The sequence below is a fragment of the Citrobacter sp. 172116965 genome (assembly GCF_013458095.1).
Lineage (GTDB): Bacteria > Pseudomonadota > Gammaproteobacteria > Enterobacterales > Enterobacteriaceae > Citrobacter > Citrobacter braakii.
In genome coordinates this window covers 263132-282414 of record NZ_CP046673.1, presented here as the reverse complement: position 1 = coordinate 282414, position 19283 = coordinate 263132, and the positions used below count along the sequence as shown (strand labels likewise).

16 protein-coding genes, 2 pseudogenes and 1 riboswitch are annotated in these 19283 nt (G+C 54.0%); of the genes and pseudogenes, 13 read left to right on the top strand and 5 right to left on the bottom strand.

Annotation, left to right across the window (positions count from 1 at the left end; genetic code table 11):
• The 9 genes from GPJ68_RS01290 to acpT are packed head-to-tail and all read left to right on the top strand — an operon-like array spanning position 1 to position 8173.
• Entirely contained in the window at positions 1-423 is a 423-nt protein-coding gene (locus GPJ68_RS01290) for a thioesterase family protein (RefSeq protein WP_003827529.1), read from the top strand.
• A complete protein-coding gene (locus tag GPJ68_RS01285; protein ID WP_019078114.1) occupies positions 420-1025 on the top strand; it encodes an outer membrane lipoprotein carrier protein LolA in 606 nt (201 codons plus the stop codon). The genes GPJ68_RS01290 and GPJ68_RS01285 overlap by 4 nt, the downstream gene beginning before the upstream one ends.
• Positions 994-3312: an MMPL family transporter gene (locus GPJ68_RS01280; protein ID WP_104652221.1), complete on the top strand. Its 2319-nt coding sequence runs from the start codon at positions 994-996 to the stop codon at positions 3310-3312. Before GPJ68_RS01285 ends, GPJ68_RS01280 begins: the two co-directional genes overlap by 32 nt.
• Positions 3309-3983 carry a DUF3261 domain-containing protein gene (locus tag GPJ68_RS01275; protein WP_016157676.1) on the top strand — a complete coding sequence of 225 codons (675 nt, stop codon included), beginning with the start codon at positions 3309-3311 and terminating at the stop codon, positions 3981-3983. Before GPJ68_RS01280 ends, GPJ68_RS01275 begins: the two co-directional genes overlap by 4 nt.
• Before the next feature lies 1 nt (position 3984).
• Positions 3985-5154 (top strand): beta-ketoacyl-[acyl-carrier-protein] synthase family protein, encoded by a 1170-nt coding sequence (locus tag GPJ68_RS01270; RefSeq protein WP_019078112.1) that lies wholly within the window; start codon positions 3985-3987, stop codon positions 5152-5154.
• Entirely contained in the window at positions 5151-5627 is a 477-nt protein-coding gene (locus GPJ68_RS01265) for a hypothetical protein (RefSeq protein WP_016154864.1), read from the top strand. Before GPJ68_RS01270 ends, GPJ68_RS01265 begins: the two co-directional genes overlap by 4 nt.
• The gene (locus GPJ68_RS01260) at positions 5624-6355 is read left to right on the top strand and encodes a 3-ketoacyl-ACP reductase FabG2 (RefSeq protein WP_016157679.1); all 732 of its coding nucleotides are present in this window, start codon (positions 5624-5626) and stop codon (positions 6353-6355) included. The genes GPJ68_RS01265 and GPJ68_RS01260 overlap by 4 nt, the downstream gene beginning before the upstream one ends.
• Entirely contained in the window at positions 6352-7581 is a 1230-nt protein-coding gene (locus GPJ68_RS01255) for a beta-ketoacyl-ACP synthase (RefSeq protein WP_047415909.1), read from the top strand. Before GPJ68_RS01260 ends, GPJ68_RS01255 begins: the two co-directional genes overlap by 4 nt.
• A 1-nt stretch (position 7582) precedes the next feature.
• Positions 7583-8173: a 4'-phosphopantetheinyl transferase AcpT gene (gene acpT / locus GPJ68_RS01250; RefSeq protein ID WP_016157681.1), complete on the top strand. Its 591-nt coding sequence runs from the start codon at positions 7583-7585 to the stop codon at positions 8171-8173.
• Here the strand turns inward: acpT and GPJ68_RS01245 are convergent.
• Positions 8165-8671, bottom strand: coding sequence for a phenolic acid decarboxylase (locus tag GPJ68_RS01245; RefSeq protein ID WP_016157682.1), 507 nt, complete (start codon positions 8669-8671; stop codon positions 8165-8167). The genes acpT and GPJ68_RS01245 overlap by 9 nt on opposite strands.
• Positions 8672-8770: 99 nt before the next feature.
• Between GPJ68_RS01245 and GPJ68_RS01240 the strand changes: the two genes are divergently transcribed.
• Both GPJ68_RS01240 and nikR read left to right on the top strand, forming a co-directional pair.
• A complete protein-coding gene (locus GPJ68_RS01240) occupies positions 8771-9631 on the top strand; it encodes a LysR family transcriptional regulator (RefSeq protein WP_104652223.1) in 861 nt (286 codons plus the stop codon).
• A 91-nt stretch (positions 9632-9722) separates the two neighbouring features.
• Positions 9723-10124 carry a nickel-responsive transcriptional regulator NikR gene (gene nikR / locus GPJ68_RS01235; RefSeq protein ID WP_005121550.1) on the top strand — a complete coding sequence of 134 codons (402 nt, stop codon included), beginning with the start codon at positions 9723-9725 and terminating at the stop codon, positions 10122-10124.
• A 79-nt stretch (positions 10125-10203) separates the two neighbouring features.
• Here nikR and GPJ68_RS25020 read toward each other — a convergent pair.
• Positions 10204-10326, bottom strand: a pseudogene (locus GPJ68_RS25020) (hypothetical protein); the annotation flags it as partial.
• Positions 10327-10424: 98 nt separating this feature from the next.
• Here GPJ68_RS25020 and GPJ68_RS01230 point away from each other — a divergent pair.
• On the top strand, positions 10425-11633 hold the full coding sequence (locus GPJ68_RS01230; RefSeq protein WP_001339197.1) for an IS4-like element ISVsa5 family transposase: 1209 nt from the start codon (positions 10425-10427) through the stop codon (positions 11631-11633).
• Between the two features lie 13 nt (positions 11634-11646).
• Here GPJ68_RS01230 and GPJ68_RS01225 read toward each other — a convergent pair.
• From GPJ68_RS01225 to GPJ68_RS01215, 3 genes and pseudogenes are all read right to left on the bottom strand, one after another.
• A pseudogene (locus GPJ68_RS01225) lies at positions 11647-12666 on the bottom strand (ABC transporter permease); the annotation flags it as partial.
• Complete coding sequence (rbbA, locus tag GPJ68_RS01220; protein ID WP_104652225.1) at positions 12666-15413, bottom strand: ribosome-associated ATPase/putative transporter RbbA; 2748 nt, start codon at positions 15411-15413, stop codon at positions 12666-12668. The pseudogene GPJ68_RS01225 and the gene rbbA, both read right to left, overlap by 1 nt.
• Positions 15410-16477: an HlyD family secretion protein gene (locus GPJ68_RS01215; protein ID WP_046274495.1), complete on the bottom strand. Its 1068-nt coding sequence runs from the start codon at positions 16475-16477 to the stop codon at positions 15410-15412. The genes rbbA and GPJ68_RS01215 overlap by 4 nt, the downstream gene beginning before the upstream one ends.
• 411 nt (positions 16478-16888) lie before the next feature.
• A riboswitch (M-box (ykoK) riboswitch) is annotated at positions 16889-17072 on the top strand.
• A 55-nt stretch (positions 17073-17127) separates the two neighbouring features.
• Here GPJ68_RS01215 and GPJ68_RS01210 point away from each other — a divergent pair.
• Positions 17128-18141, top strand: a complete 1014-nt coding sequence (locus GPJ68_RS01210; protein WP_046274494.1) for a magnesium transporter — start codon at positions 17128-17130, stop codon at positions 18139-18141.
• Positions 18142-19283: the final 1142 nt, after the last annotated feature.

Here is a 19283-nt window from a genome sequence, read left to right as displayed (position 1 = left end):
GTGCTTAACGATCCCCGTTTTACGGCTGAAGTCGAGCTAACTATTCCGTTTCACGACGTCGATATGATGGGCGTAGCGTGGCATGGTAACTACTTCCGTTACTTCGAGATTGCCCGTGAGGCACTGCTGAACCAATTCGATTATGGCTATCGGCAGATGAAAGAATCTGGCTATCTGTGGCCCGTGGTCGACACTCGGGTGAAGTATCGCAATGCGCTGACTTTCGAGCAGCGTATCCGTGTACGCGCCCAAATTAAAGAGTACGAAAATCGCCTGCGAATCGGCTACGAAATTTTTGATGCCGAAACAGGTAAACGTGCTACAACAGGCTACACCATCCAGGTCGCCGTCGACGAAAAAAGCCGTGAACTGTGCTTTGTCAGCCCGGATATTCTGTTTGAACGGATGGGAGTGACACCATGAAATTATGGCCATTGCTCGTGCTGCTCGTCAGCCCTTTCGTCAGTGCCCTGACGCTCGACTCCCTACAACAGCGTTTTACCGAACAACCGGTGGTTCGCGCCCACTTCGATCAAACCCGGACGATAAAGGATCTACCACAACCGCTGCGATCTCAGGGCAAGATGTTGATCGCCCGCGACAAGGGGTTGCTGTGGGATCAAACGTCCCCGTTCCCGATGCAGCTGCTGCTGGATGACAAACGGATGGTTCAGGCAATTAACGGTCAACCACCGCAGACCGTTACCGCTGAGAATAACCCGCAAATGTTCCAGTTTAATCATCTGCTACGGGCGTTATTCCAGGCGGATCGTAAAGTGCTGGAGCAAAACTTCCGCGTGGAGTTCGCAGACTTAGGAGAAGGTCGCTGGACGCTACGCCTGACGCCAATCACCACACCACTGGATAAGATTTTTGCGACGATTGATTTAGCAGGAAAGACCTACCTGGAGAGCATTCAGCTCAATGATAAACAGGGCGATCGCACCGATATCGCGCTTTCCCAACACCAACTAACGCCAGCGCAACTGACCGATGACGAACGCCAACGCTTTGCCGCCCAGTAAACGTCCCGCGCTGTTATGGGGAGTCATCTGCCTGCTTCTGCTGGGCATCTTTCTGACGCTGCTACCTCAGGCCCGCCTTAACAGCAGCGTGCTGGCCATGTTGCCAAAGCAGACGCTGGGCGCTATACCTCCGGGTCTGAACGAGGGATTTATGCAGCGCCTTGACCGTCAGGTGGTCTGGCTGGTGAGTCCCGGTAAGCAACCGGACCCAGCGATAGCCCGGGACTGGCTGGCTTTACTGCAAAAATCGCACGCGCTAGCCCAGGTAAAAGGTCCAATGGATGCCGACAGCCAGCAGGCCTGGGGGGCATTCTTCTGGCAACATCGTAACGGCCTGATAGATAACGAGACCCGCGCCCGGCTGCAAAACGGCGGCGAAGCGCAGGGCCAGTGGATCCTGTCCCAACTTTACTCCGCATTCTCCGGCGTCAGTGGCAAAGAGCTACAAAACGATCCCTTCATGCTGATGCGTGGCTCGCAGCTGGCCATGGCCAAAACTGGGCAGCGTCTGCGCCTGATGGACGGCTGGCTGGTCACCCAGGATGAGCAAGGCAACTATTGGTATCTGTTACATGGCGAACTGACCGGTTCATCGTTTGATATGCAACAGACGCACCAATTGGTCACCACGTTGAATACGCTGGAAGGTGAGCTCAAAGCCCACTATCCACAGGCTCAACTGCTGTCTCGCGGGACGCTGTTCTATAGCGATTACGCCAGCCAGCAGGCGAAAAAAGATATCTCTACTCTCGGCATAGCCACTGTGCTCGGGGTGATCCTGCTCATCGTGGCTGTATTTCGTTCGCTGCGTCCGCTGCTGCTGTGCCTGATTTCGATTGGCATTGGTGCGCTGGCGGGGACCGTCGTCACGCTGCTGATTTTTGGCGAGCTCCATCTGATGACGCTGGTGATGAGCATGAGCATCATCGGTATTTCCGCCGACTATACGCTCTACTATTTGACCGAACGAATGGTGCACGGTGCGGAAACATCGCCATGGCAAAGCCTTGCCAAAGTGCGCAATGCCCTGCTCCTGGCGCTATTCACCACCGTAGCGGCTTATCTGATTATGATGCTGGCCCCCTTCCCCGGTATTCGCCAGATGGCGGTATTCGCGGCGGTAGGTCTGAGCGCCTCCTGCCTGACGGTCATTTTCTGGCACCCGTGGTTGTGTCGTCGGTTGCCGGTACGCCCGGTGCCGGCAATGGTACTCATGCTACGCTGGCTTGCTGCATGGCGACGCAATAAAAAACTCTCCGTTGGCCTGCCGCTGGCACTGGCGTTGTTCTCGCTGGCAGGAATAGCGACGCTGCGCGTAGATGATGATATCTCCCAGTTACAGGCGTTGCCGCAGGAAATTCTCGCTCAGGAAAAAGCGATTACCGCCCTGACCGGGCAAAGCGTCGACCAGAAGTGGTTTGTGGTGTACGGCAAATCCGCTCAGCAAACGCTGGAGCGGCTGGAAACCTTTACCCCCGCGCTGGAACAGGCAAAAAAAGACGGATTACTCAGCGGATATCGCACTATTCCGCTCAATTCACTCGCCCGGCAACACCAGGATCTCTCTCTGCTAAAAGATGCTTCTCCCGCCATCACGAAAGCCCTAAACAACGCCGGGCTGGCAACGGTGAACCCCGATCTTAGCGCCATGCCTGTAACCGTCGATGCCTGGCTTGCCAGCCCAGCCAGTGAAGGCTGGCGCTTGCTATGGCTGTCTCTGGCTGATGGCGAAAGCAGCGTATTGGTTCCCGTTGAAGGGGTGAAACAAAGTGATGCTTTAAATACGCTCAGCGCGAAATATTCCGGCGTGGCGTGGGTGGATCGCAAGAGCAGCTTTGACAACCTGTTTGCCCTTTATCGCCATATTCTGACCGGCCTGCTGTGCATTGCGCTGGCGGTGATTGCCTGTGGCGCTGTCATTCGGCTTGGCTGGCGTAAGGGCTTAATTAGCCTGGTGCCCTCAGTGCTGTCTTTAGGTTGTGGTCTGGCAGTACTGGCCCTGAGCGGTCATGCGCTCAACTTGTTCTCGCTGCTGGCACTGGTGCTGGTACTGGGAATTGGCATTAACTACACGCTGTTTTTCAGTAATCCACGCGGTACGCCACTGACGTCGCTGCTGGCTATCACGCTGGCGATGATGACCACGCTCCTGACGCTCGGCATGCTGGTCTTTAGTGCCACTCAGGCAATCAGCAGTTTTGGCATTGTGCTAGTAAGCGGTATTTTCACCGCATTTTTGCTGTCACCGCTGGCGATGCCAACGAAAAGAGAGAAGAAAAAACGATGAGTAAACCGATATTTCGTTGGTTGAGTGGGCTTTTGCAGAATGGCGGCATTGCCTTATCCGATCTACGTCAGCACACCATTTGTAGACCGGATAAGCGCAGCGCCATCCGACAGGGCCTGCTCGTCGCCACGTTGCTGCTGGCAGGTTGCAGCCACTCACAGCCGGAACAGAAAGGCCGCCCGCAAGCCTGGTTAGAGCCGGGTATTCGTGTAACGCTACCTGCTCCGGGGATTTCTCCCGCGGTGAATTCGCAACAACTACTAACCGGTAGTTTTAACGGCAAAACTCAGTCACTGTTGGTCATGCTCAATGCTGATGACAAGAAAATCACACTTGCCGGGCTGTCATCAGTCGGCATTCGCCTGTTCCTCGTGACTTACGATGAAAAAGGACTGCACACCGAGCAATCGATCATCGTTCCACAATTGCCGCCAGCCAGCCAGGTGCTGGCTGACGTGATGCTTAGCCATTGGCCGATTAGCACCTGGCAACCGCAATTACCCACAGGCTGGACGCTCGTCGATACGGGTGATAAGCGTGAGCTGCGCAATGCACGCGGCAAAGTGGTCACGGAAATCACGTATCTGAATCGAAGAGGAAAACGCGAACCGATCAGCATTGAGCAGCACGTTTTTAAATACCACATCACCATTCAATATCTGGGTGACTGAGATGATCTACATTTCTGCCGTTGGCATGATTAACGCGTTGGGCAATAACACTGATGAAATCGCAGCCAACCTCACTCGTGGCATAGCGCCGGGAATGCGCCCGCGCACGGGCTGGCTGCAAGGACACCCATCCGCCGTGTTAGCAGGCGTTGACGGTGAGTTACCCGCTATTCCTCAGCACTTTAGCGCTCATCGTTCGCGCAACAACCAGCTATTGCTGGCAGCACTGATGCAAATCCAGCCGCAGGTGGACGACGCTATCGCCCGATTTGGTCGCGATCGTATTGCTGTTGTTCTCGGCACCAGCACCTCCGGCCTGGATGAGGGTGACGTTCACGTTGATTTGATGCTCAACGGCAAAGAGAGCACTGACTGGCGCTATCCGCAACAGGAACTGGGCGATCCGTCGCGTTTTCTTAGCCACTGGCTGGCGCTGGATGGCCCGGCCTTTACGCTCTCAACCGCCTGCTCGTCCAGTGCAAGGGCTATCATGAGCGGACGTCGTTTGATCGAATCTGGTCTGGTCGATATCGCCATTGTCGGCGGTGCGGATACGCTAAGCCGAATGCCAATTAACGGATTCCACAGTCTGGAATCACTCTCCCCAACACTGTGTCAGCCGTTTGGCCGCGACCGTTGTGGGATCACCATTGGCGAAGGCGCCGCCTTGATGGTATTAACCCGCGAGCCACAGCCTATCGCGCTCCTTGGCGTCGGCGAATCCAGCGACGCGTACCATATTTCGGCTCCCCATCCACAGGGGGAAGGTGCCATTCGCGCCATCGGCCAGGCGCTTAACGACGCAGGAATGACGCCGGAACATGTGGGCTATATCAATCTGCACGGTACCGCTACACCGCTAAACGATCAGATTGAGTCCAACGTCGTGAGCGCGCTATTTGGCGAAACGGTCCCGTGCAGTTCAACCAAACACCTGACCGGGCACACACTGGGCGCCGCGGGGATCACCGAAGCAGCTATCGGTGTGTTGATTCTGCAACGCGACCTGCCGCTACCACCGCAGGATTTTAGCCAGTCACCACGCGATGAAACATTGCCAGCCTGCGGCATCATTGAACAGCCGCAGTCGCTGACTCGCCCGGTTATCTTGTCAAATTCGTTTGCCTTTGGCGGTAATAATGCCAGCATCCTGCTCGGGAGAATCTCATGAGCCACTATTTATCACCGGGCGACTATTTGCCGCATGATGCGCCGATGCTGCTCCTTGAAGAGGTCGTCAGTGTGGCGGACGAAACCGCCATCTGCCACGTGACGGTATCAGCAAACAGCGTACTGGCCCCTTTCCTCGACCCCGATGGCAATCTACCTGGCTGGTTCGCACTGGAACTGATGGCGCAGACCATTGGCGTCTGGTCTGGCTGGCACCGCCAGCAACAAGGTCAGGCGAGTATTACGTTAGGCATGGTACTGGGCGCACGTGAGTTAGTCTGTGCTACAGGTGTTCTACCTGCCGGGAAGAAGCTGAGCATCCATGTCAAATTGCTGATGCAGGATGCACGATTCGGTAGCTTTGAATGTGCCATCCAGGCAGACAACGAGACGTTGGCGACCGGTCGCGTCAACACCTTCCAGCCGACATCAGAAGAAATTAACACGCTATTTCAACAAGGAGCGTCCACATGAGCCGTTCAGTTTTAGTTACGGGTGCCAGCAAAGGTATCGGTCGCGCAATCGCCAGACAACTGGCCGCGGACGGTTTTGTGGTCGGCGTACACTATCATCGCGATGTGCAAGGAGCACAAGAAACGCTGGATGCTATCCTCGCCGCTGGCGGCGCAGGGCGCCTGTTGACATTTGATGTTGCCAATCGCGAGCAGTGCCGCGAAATACTGTCGCAAGATATTGAGGCAAACGGCGCATGGTACGGCATTGTTAGCAACGCTGGGGTCACTCGTGATGCCGCTTTCCCTGCGCTCAGTGATAACGACTGGGATGCGGTGATCCATACCAACCTCGACAGCTTTTACAACGTCATTCATCCGTGCATTATGCCGATGATCAGCGCACGCAAGGGGGGCCGTATCATCACACTGTCTTCGGTTTCGGGCGTGATGGGCAACCGTGGTCAGGTCAATTACAGTGCTGCAAAAGCCGGAATTATTGGTGCCACTAAAGCGCTGGCCATCGAACTGGCAAAACGCAAAATTACCGTAAACTGCATTGCACCGGGACTCATTGATACCGGGATGATCGAGATGGAAGAAGCCGCATTGAAAGAGGCGATGTCGATGATCCCCATGAAACGGATAGGTCAGGCTGAAGAAGTGGCCGGGCTTGCCAGTTATTTAATGTCGGATGTGGCGGGCTATGTAACTCGCCAGGTGATTTCCATCAATGGAGGGATGTTATGACACGTCGTGTCGTGATTACAGGCATGGGCGGCGTCACCGCCTTTGGGGAAAACTGGCAGGCTGTCTCCGCCAGGTTATTGGCATATGAAAATGCGGTACGCAAAATGCCGGAGTGGCAGGTTTATGACGGACTGCACACACTGCTGGGTGCGCCGATCGACGACTTCACTCTACCGGAACACTATACCCGCAAGCGAATTCGCGCCATGGGTCGCGTATCGCTGATGTCCACCCGCGCAACAGAGCTGGCGCTTGAGCAGGCCGGGCTGATTGGCGATCGGGTACTGACTAACGGTGAAACCGGGATCGCTTATGGTTCATCAACCGGTAGTACCGGTCCAGTGAGCGAGTTCGCGACCATGCTGACCGAGAAGCATACTAATAACATCACCGGCACGACCTACGTGCAAATGATGCCGCACACCACTGCCGTTAACACTGGATTATTTTTTGGGCTGCGGGGGCGAGTCATTCCGACATCCAGCGCCTGCACATCCGGTAGCCAGGCAATTGGTTACGCATGGGAAGCCATTCGGCACGGTTATCAAACAGTGATGGTCGCCGGCGGTGCAGAAGAACTGTGTCCTTCCGAAGCCGCCGTGTTTGATACACTGTTCGCTACCAGCCAGCGCAACGACGAGCCGAAAACCACCCCCTCCCCGTTCGATGAAAATCGCGATGGTCTGGTCATCGGAGAAGGCGCAGGTACGCTGGTGCTGGAAGAGCTGGAACACGCTAAAGCGCGCGGAGCAACGATTTATGGTGAAATCGTTAGCTTTGCCACTAACTGCGATGCTGCCCATATCACCCAGCCACAGCGCGAAACAATGCAGATTTGCATGGAAAAATCGCTGAATATGGCCGGTATTAGCGCCCGCGATATCGGATATATTTCAGCGCACGGTACCGCAACCGATCGCGGTGATATTGCAGAAAGTCAGGCAACCGCTGCAATTTATGGTGATAATGTGCCGCTATCCTCGCTTAAAAGCTATTTTGGACATACCCTTGGCGCTTGTGGCGCACTAGAGGCCTGGATGAGTCTGCAAATGATGCGAGAAGGCTGGTTTGCGCCTACGCTAAATTTGAGTCAGCCAGATGCTAATTGTGGAGCGCTGGATTACATTATGGGTAAAGCCCGCAAGATTGATTGCGAATTTTTGCAGAGCAATAACTTTGCGTTTGGCGGCATAAATACTTCTATCATCATTAAACGTTGGCCCTGATATGTACCGGATCGTTCTTGGGAAAGTTTCTGTTTTAAGCGCTGGCACACTGCCTGCCGCACTGCGTGAGCAGGCCCCGCAAGGCGCTCGTCGTGCGCGCTGGCTGGCAGGTCGCGTGCTGCTTTCCCATACTCTTTCGCCATTACCGGACATCATCTACAGCGAGCAAGGAAAACCGGCCTTTTCCGCCGACACACCGCTGTGGTTCAATCTCAGCCACAGCGGTGATGATATTGCCCTGCTGCTCAGCGACGAAGGGGAAGTCGGCTGTGATATTGAAGTCGTTCGCCCGCGCGATAACTGGCAGACGCTGGCAAATACGGTGTTCAGTCTCAGGGAACATGCCGAAGTTGAGGCCGAACACCCGGAGCAACAGCTGGCGGCGTTCTGGCGCATCTGGACGCGTAAAGAAGCTATCGTGAAACAGCGTGGCGGCAGCGCCTGGCAAATTGTCAGCGTCGACAGCACCGCGCTAACCTCCTCACTCTCAGTCAGCCAGTGCCAGCTCGATACCCTGAGCCTGGCGGTGTGTACCCCCACGCCGTTTACCCTGACCGCCGACGCCGTGCAGCGTCTGGAAGCCTTAGCGTAAATTTTCCGGGAAGTTTTCCGGCAATTCACTGGCCGCACAGGCAATAACGCTGTCATTATTCGCCCCACAGTCACGCACGAAGGTGATGGTCGCAAACTCGTCAATCACCTCAGTTGGATATGCCGGACCCGCATCGCGATATGACATCATCAGCGGAATATGGTCATTCTGGAAACAGACCGTTTTTTGCGGATTGTTAATCACCCAGCGTGGGAAAAAGATGGTGCCGTGAAAGAGTTTGTCGCCCAGATTCACGATCAGGCTGACGTCGGTCCCGGTCGGTTCGGTCCATGAAATTTTATAAACACTCTCGCCAACCCGCACAATGTACGCCCGCTGATCCTTCACCCAACGATTCCCCACAATGCCGCTGTGAATACGGTAATCCAGAGTGGTGTCGTTTTTCACGTAGATCTCGTAATTCCAGCCATTATCGTAGGTATAGACCAGATGTTTGCCGACAAAGCCGCTCAAATCATGTTTATCAAAAGTGCTCATATTCGTTCTCCTCTTACTTGATGCGAGGATCTTACCGCTTCAAAAATTGGATGAATAACGCTATGTTTACATCATATTCATTCAATTTTTAGATGAGTTATGCACAAGACAACGCTGGAGCAATGGGCCTTACTGGAGAAAGTGGTGGAGCTGGGCAGCTTTGCTAAAGCTGCGGAAGAGACCAACCGTAGCCAGTCTTCGGTGAGCTACAATCTGGCGCTACTGCAGGAGCGGCTTGGCGTGACGCTGCTGACGCCGGAAGGTCGCAGGGCGGTATTAACCCCTGCGGGAGAGCTACTGTTGGGCCAGGTCAAACCGTTACTGAAGGCCTTTTTATGGGTGGAAACCCGGGCAGCAACGTTGCAAAACGGCACGCGAACGCGGCTGGATTTCATGGTAGATAGCATCTTCCCACGCAAACGCCTGTTCGCGATCCTCAAGCAGTTTCAGCAGGCGTGGCCGCAGACGCAGGTACGTTTGACCGAAGTACTGGAGAATGCTGACGATCGACTGGCGGCGCATGCCGATGCGGACGTGATGGTCCTGACCCGACGCCAGGATATCACCGGCCGCGGCGAATGGCTGATGAATATTGACTTCGTGGCCGTTGCCCACCGCGATCACCCGCTCTGCATGCTGAATGCGCCGCTGGATGAAGACGCGTTACGCGCGTGGCCGCTGATTCGCATTGCCGATCGCGACAACCCTCAGCAAGCGGTGCGCGATGCCTGGACCTTCTCGACCATTGATGCCGCGATTGAGGCGGTGATGTATCAGGTCGGTTATGGCTGGTTGCCTGAGGAGCGAATTCAGCAGCAGCTTGAGCAGGAGCTATTACGACCGCTGCCGTTAAGCCATGGCGCTCGCCGTGCCACCCCGCTGCATCTGATCGTCAAAGACACGCTCGCGCCGCTGGATGAACAGGTAACAACCCTGCTGCGTTTATTGCGAGAGCATTAACCTTTTCCCCGGATGCCGGACGTGTGTTACAAAATACGCTATTCCCCTTACTCCCTGTGCGCCCACGCGCCACATGAAAGGTTAATTGCAGATGCAACGAGTCACCATTACCCTCGATGACGATTTACTGGAAACGCTCGACAGCCTGAGCCAGCGCCGTGGCTATAACAACCGTTCCGAAGCGATCCGCGATATTCTGCGCGGCGCACTGGCGCAGGAAACCACCCAGGAGCACGGCACTCAGGGATTCGCAGTGCTCTCGTATGTTTATGAGCATGAGAAGCGTGACCTGGCGAGCCGTATTGTTTCCACCCAACATCACCACCACGATTTATCAGTCGCCACGCTGCACGTGCACATCAACCATGACGACTGTCTGGAAATCGCTGTGCTAAAAGGTGACATGGGCGATGTGCAGCATTTTGCCGATGACGTGATTTCCCAGCGCGGCGTGCGCCACGGTCATCTGCAGTGCCTGCCGAAAGAAGAGTAATTGCTTGTTTTGTTGCCCGGCCTACATTCGTTCTCGTTTGTAGGCCGGATAAGGCGCAGCCGCCACCCGGCAATAATATTTACGCCATCGTGCCAATCGTCTTTCTGAAACGCAGCAGCGCTATCAGGAAGAACGTACTGCCAATCGCCAGCAGCGTCAGGAACTGCGGCCAGACAATGTTAAACCCTGCGCCCTGATGAATCCCCTAATGATTTTGGTAAAAATCATTAAGTTAAGGTGGATACACATCTTGTCATATGATCAAATGGTTTCGCGAAAAATCAATAATCAGACAACAAGATGTGCGAACTCGATATTTTACACGACTCTCTTTACCAATTCTGCCCCGAATTACACTTAAAACGACTCAACAGCTTAACGTTGGCTTGCCACGCATTACTTGACTGTAAAACTCTCACTCTTACCGAACTTGGCCGTAACCTGCCAACCAAAGCGAGAACAAAACATAACATCAAACGAATCGACCGATTGTTAGGTAATCGTCACCTCCACAAAGAGCGACTCGCTGTATACCGTTGGCATGCTAGCTTTATCTGTTCGGGCAATACGATGCCCATTGTACTTGTTGACTGGTCTGATATTCGTGAGCAAAAACGACTTATGGTATTGCGAGCTTCAGTCGCACTACACGGTCGTTCTGTTACTCTTTATGAGAAAGCGTTCCCGCTTTCAGAGCAATGTTCAAAGAAAGCTCATGACCAATTTCTAGCCGACCTTGCGAGCATTCTACCGAGTAACACCACACCGCTCATTGTCAGTGATGCTGGCTTTAAAGTGCCATGGTATAAATCCGTTGAGAAGCTGGGTTGGTACTGGTTAAGTCGAGTAAGAGGAAAAGTACAATATGCAGACCTAGGAGCGGAAAACTGGAAACCTATCAGCAACTTACATGATATGTCATCTAGTCACTCAAAGACTTTAGGCTATAAGAGGCTGACTAAAAGCAATCCAATCTCATGCCAAATTCTATTGTATAAATCTCGCTCTAAAGGCCGAAAAAATCAGCGCTCGACACGGACTCATTGTCACCACCCGTCACCTAAAATCTACTCAGCGTCGGCAAAGGAGCCATGGGTTCTAGCAACTAACTTACCTGTTGAAATTCGAACACCCAAACAACTTGTTAATATCTATTCGAAGCGAATGCAGATTGAAGAAACCTTCCGAGACTTGAAAAGTCCTGCCTACGGACTAGGCCTACGCCATAGCCGAACGAGCAGCTCAGAGCGTTTTGATATCATGCTGCTAATCGCCCTGATGCTTCAACTAACATGTTGGCTTGCGGGCGTTCATGCTCAGAAACAAGGTTGGGACAAGCACTTCCAGGCTAACACAGTCAGAAATCGAAACGTACTCTCAACAGTTCGCTTAGGCATGGAAGTTTTGCGGCATTCTGGCTACACAATAACAAGGGAAGACTTACTCGTGGCTGCAACCCTACTAGCTCAAAATTTATTCACACATGGTTACGCTTTGGGGAAATTATGAGGGGATCTCTCAGCCCTGCGCCGCGGTAAAGAATCGCCTGCGCAAGGCTAACAAAATGGGTAGTCGGCATCGTCAGCATAATGTCCTGCACCGCCTGCGGCATGCTTTCACGCGGTGTAGAGCCGCCGGAGAGCATCTGTAACGGCAGCAGTACCAGAATCATCAGCAACCCCAGTTGTGGCATGGAGCGCGCCAGCGTGCCCATAAAAATGCCGATTGATGTGGTGGCGAACAGGCTCAGCGCCACTCCCAGCATAAACAGCGGTATCGAGCCTTCAATCGGTACGCCAAGCACACCTTTTACCATCAGCATCAGCGACAGACCGGAAACCACCAGCACCACCAGCCCCATCGACCAGATTTTTGCCATCATGATTTCAAACGGCGTCACTGGCATCACCAGCAGGTGCTCAATGGTCCCGTGCTCACGCTCGCGAATCAGCGCCGACCCGGTAAGCACAATCGCCAGCATGGTGATGTTGTTGATAATCGCCATCACCGCGCCAAAGCGGGCGGGTTCCAGATTAGGGTTAAAGCGCATACGCATTTCCAGCGCCACCGGCAGCTCGCTGTTTTCGCGGTAACGCGACACAAAGCTGTTCACCTCGCCACTGATGATATTCTGGATATAGCTGTTGCCAGTAAAGGCCTGGCTCATCCGCGTGGCATCGACGTTAACCTGAATATCCGGCTGCCGCCCAGCCAGTACATCGCGCTGAAAATCAGGCGGAATGTTCACGGCGAAGGTATAGCGCCCGGCATCCAGCCCGGCATCCATCTCATCGGCGGTAATCATCTCCGGCGGTAAAAACCGCGGACGATAAAAACTGTTCACAATGCGATTCGACAACTGCGACTGGTCCATATCGGCAATGGCAATCGGCGCCAGGTGCAGCGACCCAGGCAGAACGGTCGCAGAAGAGTAAACCGAGACCGTGAAGGCGAAGACGATCAGCGTCAGCATCGCTTTGTCACCCAGCAGGCTGCGTAACTCTTTGATGCCGAGGTTATAAATATTCCGTAATCGGCGCATCACCCCTCCTGTTTTTTCAGCAGCAATACGCTCAGACCAATGACCACCGGAATGGCTACCGCCAGTGGAATAAACAGCGGCCAGAGATCGGTCAGATCCAGCGCTTTAGAGAACGTCCCGCGCGCGATGGTCAGAAAATGGCTGGTTGGGTAAATTTCGCCAATCCACCGTCCCGGCCCTTCCAGCGAGGCGACCGGGTCGATCATCCCGGAAAACTGCGTCGCCGGGATCAGCGTAATAATCGCCGTACCAAAAATGGCGGCGATCTGACTTTTCATAAACGTGGAAATTAACAATCCCAGCCCGGTGGCAATGGTGACGTACAGCAGCGCGGCCAGCGTCAGGGTCACAAAACTCCCCTTATGCGGGACGCCGAATACAAACACCGACAGCGCGCACAGCAGCAGGAAGTTCAGCATGCCCAGCACGATGTAAGGCAACTGTTTGCCGAGTAAAAACTCGCTGCGGGTAGTGGGCGTCACGTACAGGTTGATAATCGACCCCAGCTCTTTCTCACGCACCACGCTCAGAGCGCTGAGCATGGAGGGGATCATCATCAACAGCAGCGGGATCACCGCCGGAACAATCGCTGGCAGGCTTTTCACATCCGGGTTGTAACGGTAGCGAGTTTCAATGGTCATCAGTCCGTTTTGCCCGCTGCTATTTGGCTGACGCGCCATCACATCCTGCAGCCAGGTCTGGTGCATCGCCTGCACGTAACCTCTGCCCGTTTCCGCACGGCTCGGCATTGCGCCATCGACCCAGACGCCAATCTTCACCGGCGTTCCACGCGCGATATCGCGGCCAAAATTTGGCGGGATCTCTATGGCTACCGCGACTTCGCCCGAGCGCATCCGTTTGTCCAGCTCGTCATAACTGGTGAGCGGCGGCTGCTCGATAAAATAGCGCGATCCCGCCAGATTCAGCGTCCACGCCTGGCTGCTGACTGTCTGATCACGATCGAGCACCGAAAAACGCAGGTTTTCCACATCCATGCTGATGCCGTAGCCCATGATCAGCATCAGGATCACCGTGCCCATCAGCGCCAGCGTTGAACGTACCGGATCACGTCGCAGCTCCAGCGCTTCGCGGCGGCTGTAGCTGAACAAGCGCCGCAGGCTAAATCCCTGGTGCGGCGGCTGACTGTTTTCATGCACTGCCGGGACATTGGCTGGCGGTAACTGAGCCTCCGGCGCAGGACCTGCCGCTTCCTCTAACCAGGAGATAAACGCCTCTTCCAGACTGGCGGCACCACGCTGTTTCACCAGCTCCTGCGGCGTACCGCTGGCCAGGACTTTTCCGGCGTGCATCAGCGACATGCGGTCGCAGCGCTCCGCTTCGTTCATAAAATGGGTGGAGATAAAAATGGTCACTTTATCCTGACGCGACAGATCGACCATCAGTTGCCAGAACATGTCTCTCGCCACCGGATCGACCCCGGAGGTTGGTTCATCGAGAATGAGCATCTCCGGGCGATGGATCACCGCCACCGCCAGCGACAGGCGTTGACGGATCCCCAACGGCAGCGCGCCGGGCAACGCGTCTTCGACATCGGTCAGCGAAAAGCGCTCACTCATCTCTTGTACCCGCCCCGGGATTTCTGCTTCGGGGATATGGAACAACCGCGCGTGTAGCTCGAGGTTTTGCCGTACGGTCAGCTCGCTGTAGAGCGAAAACGCCTGCGACATATAGCCTACCCGGCGACGGGTATCGATATTCTTCGGGTCAACCGCTTGCCCAAACAGCCACGCCTCTCCTTCACTTGCGGGTAGCAGCCCGGTGAGCATTTTCATGGTAGTGGATTTACCGCAGCCGTTGGAGCCGAGAAAACCGAAGATTTCCCCGCGCGGAATACGAAAGTTAACGTGGTCAACGGCCACGAACTTGCCGAAGCGCATGGTCAGATCTTTCGCCTCGATGGCAATCTCTTCCTGCTCAGCGTGATACGGCGGGATCACCACTGGCTTATGCGCCTGACGCTGGGCTTCGGGTAACAGCGCGATAAACGCCTGCTCCAGCGTGTCGGTGTTGGTTTTTTCGCGTAGCTGCTGCGCGCTCCCGGTGGCCAGCACCTCCCCGGCGTTCATCGCCACCAGCCAGTCAAAGCGCTCGGCTTCTTCCATGTAGGCGGTCGCAACCAGCACGCTCATGTTGGTCTGCCGCTGGCGAATGCTGTTAATCAGATCCCAGAACTGGGCGCGGGACAGCGGGTCGACCCCGGTGGTAGGTTCATCGAGAATTAACAGTTCCGGGTCATGGATCAACGCGCAGCACAGCCCCAGCTTTTGCTTCATCCCACCCGAGAGTTTCCCGGCCGGACGATCGCGAAACGGCGCCAGTCCGGTGCTGTTCAGCAGCTCGGTAATCCGCGCTTCACGCTCCGCTTTGTCATGGCCAAACAGCCGGGCAAAGAAATCGACGTTCTCATACACCGACAGCGTGTGGTACAGGTTTTTCCCCAACCCCTGCGGCATCCAGGCAATGCGTGGGCAGACATCCCGGCGATGTTTCGGGTCGCGCATATCGCCGCCCAGCACCATCACGTTACCGTGTTCAATGACTCGCGCGCCGGAGATGAGCGACAGCAGGCTTGATTTTCCGACGCCATCCGGGCCAATCAGCCCCACCATACAGCGGGCGGGGATATCCAGCGTGATATTGTTCAGCGCTACCGTTTTCCCGTAATGCTGACTCACGCCGTCAAGGTGCGCCACGGGAGGAACGGGAACCAGCGCCAGATGCGTCATTGCGGCAACCTCACCATCAGGTCGTCAGGCCAGGCTCGATTTTCATCGATACGCACCCACGCCATGCCCGGCAGACCGGTTTTCACGTACTCGAGATGCTGCTGCAACAGCTCTGGCGGGATACGCGCTTTAACGCGGAACATCAGCTTCAGCCGCTCATCGCTGGTTTCGACCGTTTTCGGTGTGAACTGCGCGACGCTTGCCACAAAGCTGATGGTCGCCGGAACACGCAGATCCGGTGCGGCATCCAGCACCAGGCGCGCTTCGCCGCCAATCTTCAGTAAGCCAGCCTGTTCGGTAGGCAAGAAGAACGTCATGTAGACATCGCTGAGATCGACCATATTCAGGACGCGCCCACCCGCAGAAAGCACCTCACCCGGCTCAGCAACGCGGTACTGCACGCGACCATCGCGCGGGGCTTTCAGCTCACTGTCATCAATATCAGCCGCAATACGACGTTCGGTGGCCTGCGCGGCTTCTACGCGGGTTTGCGCCTGAATGATGCTGGTGCGAGCGGCTTCAATTGCGGCTTTTGCCGCTGAGACCTGCGCCTTTGCGGATTCCAGCGCCGCACGTGCGCTTTCTGCCGCGGCCCGATCGTCATCCAGTTGTTGCTCAGACACGGCCCCACGCTGGGATAGCGAACGGGAACGCACGTGGCGTTTAGAAACCGACTGCAGCTCCGCCTCGCGCTGTTTTACTACCGACTGCGCGGCGCGCATTTCACTTTGCCGCTGTTCCAGCAGCGCTCGCGCCGCCGCCACCGCGCTTTCGGCCTCTTTGATTTGCGCGATCGCTTCCAGCCGCTGCTCCTGCAGCACGCGAGTATCCATTTTCGCCAACACCTCGCCCTGACGAACGAACTGCCCTTCCGACACAAGGATCGTGTCAATTCGCCCGGCAATCTTGGTAGCAATATCCACTTCGGTGGCTTCAATTCTGCCGTTGCTGGCTGCGAACCCCTCCGGTATTCCGGCAGGACGGAGCATCCACCATGCTATCGCAGCCACCACGACCAGGGTGCCCGCCCCCCACCACATCACATGACGCTTAAACTTATCCATATTCGACCCGCCGTAATCCCTGTTATCAAACGATGCGTGTCACAAAGCCCACTGAATAGCTATTCAGCGGGAGATTCCATCCGGGATGAGAAGGAATAAGAAACCATGGCCAGAGAGCGGACAGGCGCTAAGGCAACCTGCGCCGCGCAGGAAGTGAATGACGAAAATGCTGTGAAATCGGGTAGTAATGTTGTCATCATCAGCGTTCCTGGCCGGAAATGAAACACGCATACTCATAACTGCTATCTATTGAATACTAACACCTGGATTCAATATGTCTATTCGGTTGTAGTTTCCACTTCAGCCCTATCGCGCTCTGGCACAGGGAATATTTCGTATATCAACGATTGATAAACATTCACAACTATAAACATAATCAATAATTAGACATCGCTATAATAGTGGCTCATTTACCGATCTCGTTATGGCGAGGCTCCTGTACAAATACAAGTTACCGCCCTGCTGGTATCGAGAGAGGCCACTCAGGGAAATACAGGCATCCATCGAATCAAGGTGTTGCCAAGGTAACTTCTGACGATTTCACCATCGGGCAGATACGTTGTTCAGTGCTAAAACCAGGACGTAGGGATCCGCCTGCGCTAACCCTGTCTTGTTCGCCCCTATGAGAGATTTTTATAGGGAATTACACCATGTCATCTATGCCACTCTGCGCCGCCCATCATCCTATGCCGGATTTCAATGGCGATGCTATCGCGCAATATATGCGCACCGATTTTATTACCCTGCCGGATCATCTCAGCGTGAACGGCGCTCGTGAATACTTTGTCTCCCAGCTCACAACGGATGATATTCCAGGCCAGGTCTTTGTTGTAGCTGGAAAAGCGCTGCGCGGGGTGTTATCCATCAAGCGCTTATTGCAGGAAAAAGATACATCGTTGAGCATCAACCATCTTACGGACAGTTGTTTGTTTCATGTAAAGCCTGATGATGAACGGGCACAGGTCGTTGCCGAGTTAGCCGAACGCGAACTCGATCTGGTGGCTGTCGTTGAGAAAGGTGAGCTGGTCGGTTGTCTGATGGAAAAAGAGATCGCTCATCTACAGGAAGATGATGTTACCGAAGATGTTCAGCTTCAGGGGGCAACGTTGCCGCTGGAAAAACCCTACCTGGAGATTAGCCCGTGGACATTGTGGAAAAAACGTTCTGTCTGGCTCCTGCTACTTTTTGTCGCAGAAGCCTATACCAGCAGCGTTCTTCAACATTTTGAAGAGGCGCTGGAATCTGCTATTGCACTGGCCTTTTTTATTCCACTATTAATTGGTACTGGCGGCAACAGCGGTACGCAGATCACCTCAACGCTGGTACGTTCAATGGCGCTGGGAGAAGTGCGGCTGCGCGATATGGGTCGGGTGATCCGCAAAGAAGTTTCAACTTCGCTGCTGATCGCCCTGACGCTGGGTCTGGCAGGCTGCTTGCGCGCGTGGATGATGGGTATCGGAGTGGAAATCACGCTAATCGTCAGCCTGACTCTGGTTTGCATTACGTTGTGGAGCGCCGTGGTGTCATCAGTGATCCCCATGGTGCTCAAGCGTATCGGCATTGATCCCGCCGTGGTTTCCGCCCCGTTTATCGCCACGCTTATCGACGGTACTGGGTTGATTATCTACTTTAAAATCGCCCAGTATTTTCTTGGTCTGAACTAATGATAACGCCCGACAGCCCAGGTTGTCGGGCACCACGGTCAGGCAGGTTGTGAAATGACAATAAAGTTTGCCCGTAAGCCTACAATTAAACAATAAAGTTTGCCCGTAAGGACAAGTAGTTATGCTATAGAACCTTCTATCACATAGTTGCAACACTTCTGTTAATTGTGATGCACACAAAAGTGCCGCATACTCGTTATATCGGTAACCTACTGAGTATGGTGTACGCTATGACTAAAAAATGTCCAAAAACATCCCATGTTGGGTCAAATTCCAGGTTGCATCATCATGTCCATGGGAAGGAAGGCATCCAGACTGTAGTACAAGTACAGGATGACTCCGTTGAAAAAGAAATAAGGACCAAGGCAACAAACGACCTGAGAATTGAGTATAGTTTTGGCTTACAAAGACTCAATAGCATCGCTGAAGAAAATGGTTTGTTATCAGATGATTACCGAACATTCTGACATATGATCCAATAGTTAGAAAATTTCATTATGATATACTAACCTTAGCTATCCCCAGGCTGTAGCGCCCTTCCGAGAGGTGTTGGCCCCCTTCTTCTGTTTCGCACTTTCTTTCTTGTTTGCGGCTCGCCTAGACTATCCATCGTAGTCGTTCTCAGCCCCGGATTTTGTTGTCCTGAACAAAGGCACGAAGCCTACCCAACGAGACCGTATTTGTTTCTGGGCCGAATCAGAATTGATAATTGTCAACGAATACTTTTTTTATCATAGTGTTGTAGTTATTGTTATTGCGATGGCGGTATGTTGACGTAATTTTTACGGGATAGGACACGCTACAAGGGAGTGCTCACTCGGCGTACATTTACGTAGTTAGGGCTGACGGAACACGAACCAGATGTGTAAATCGCTTTTAGGACATATCGATAACACATTGCCATCATTTTATTAACTGTACGAGTTTGACTTAGTATTGAAGGCATCCAAATTTCTGATAGGAAGCTCTGACCTATAGATTGAATCTCACTAGTGAGTTAGCCGACATTTCAGTCAATTGATTATGGCAAAAAGCTCTTAATTACGGAAAACATATAGGAAATTCAGACATATTATCCGTTACTTACAAGAATAACAGCCTAATTATCTGAACAAATTAGATAGAAATCTAAGGGGAATTCC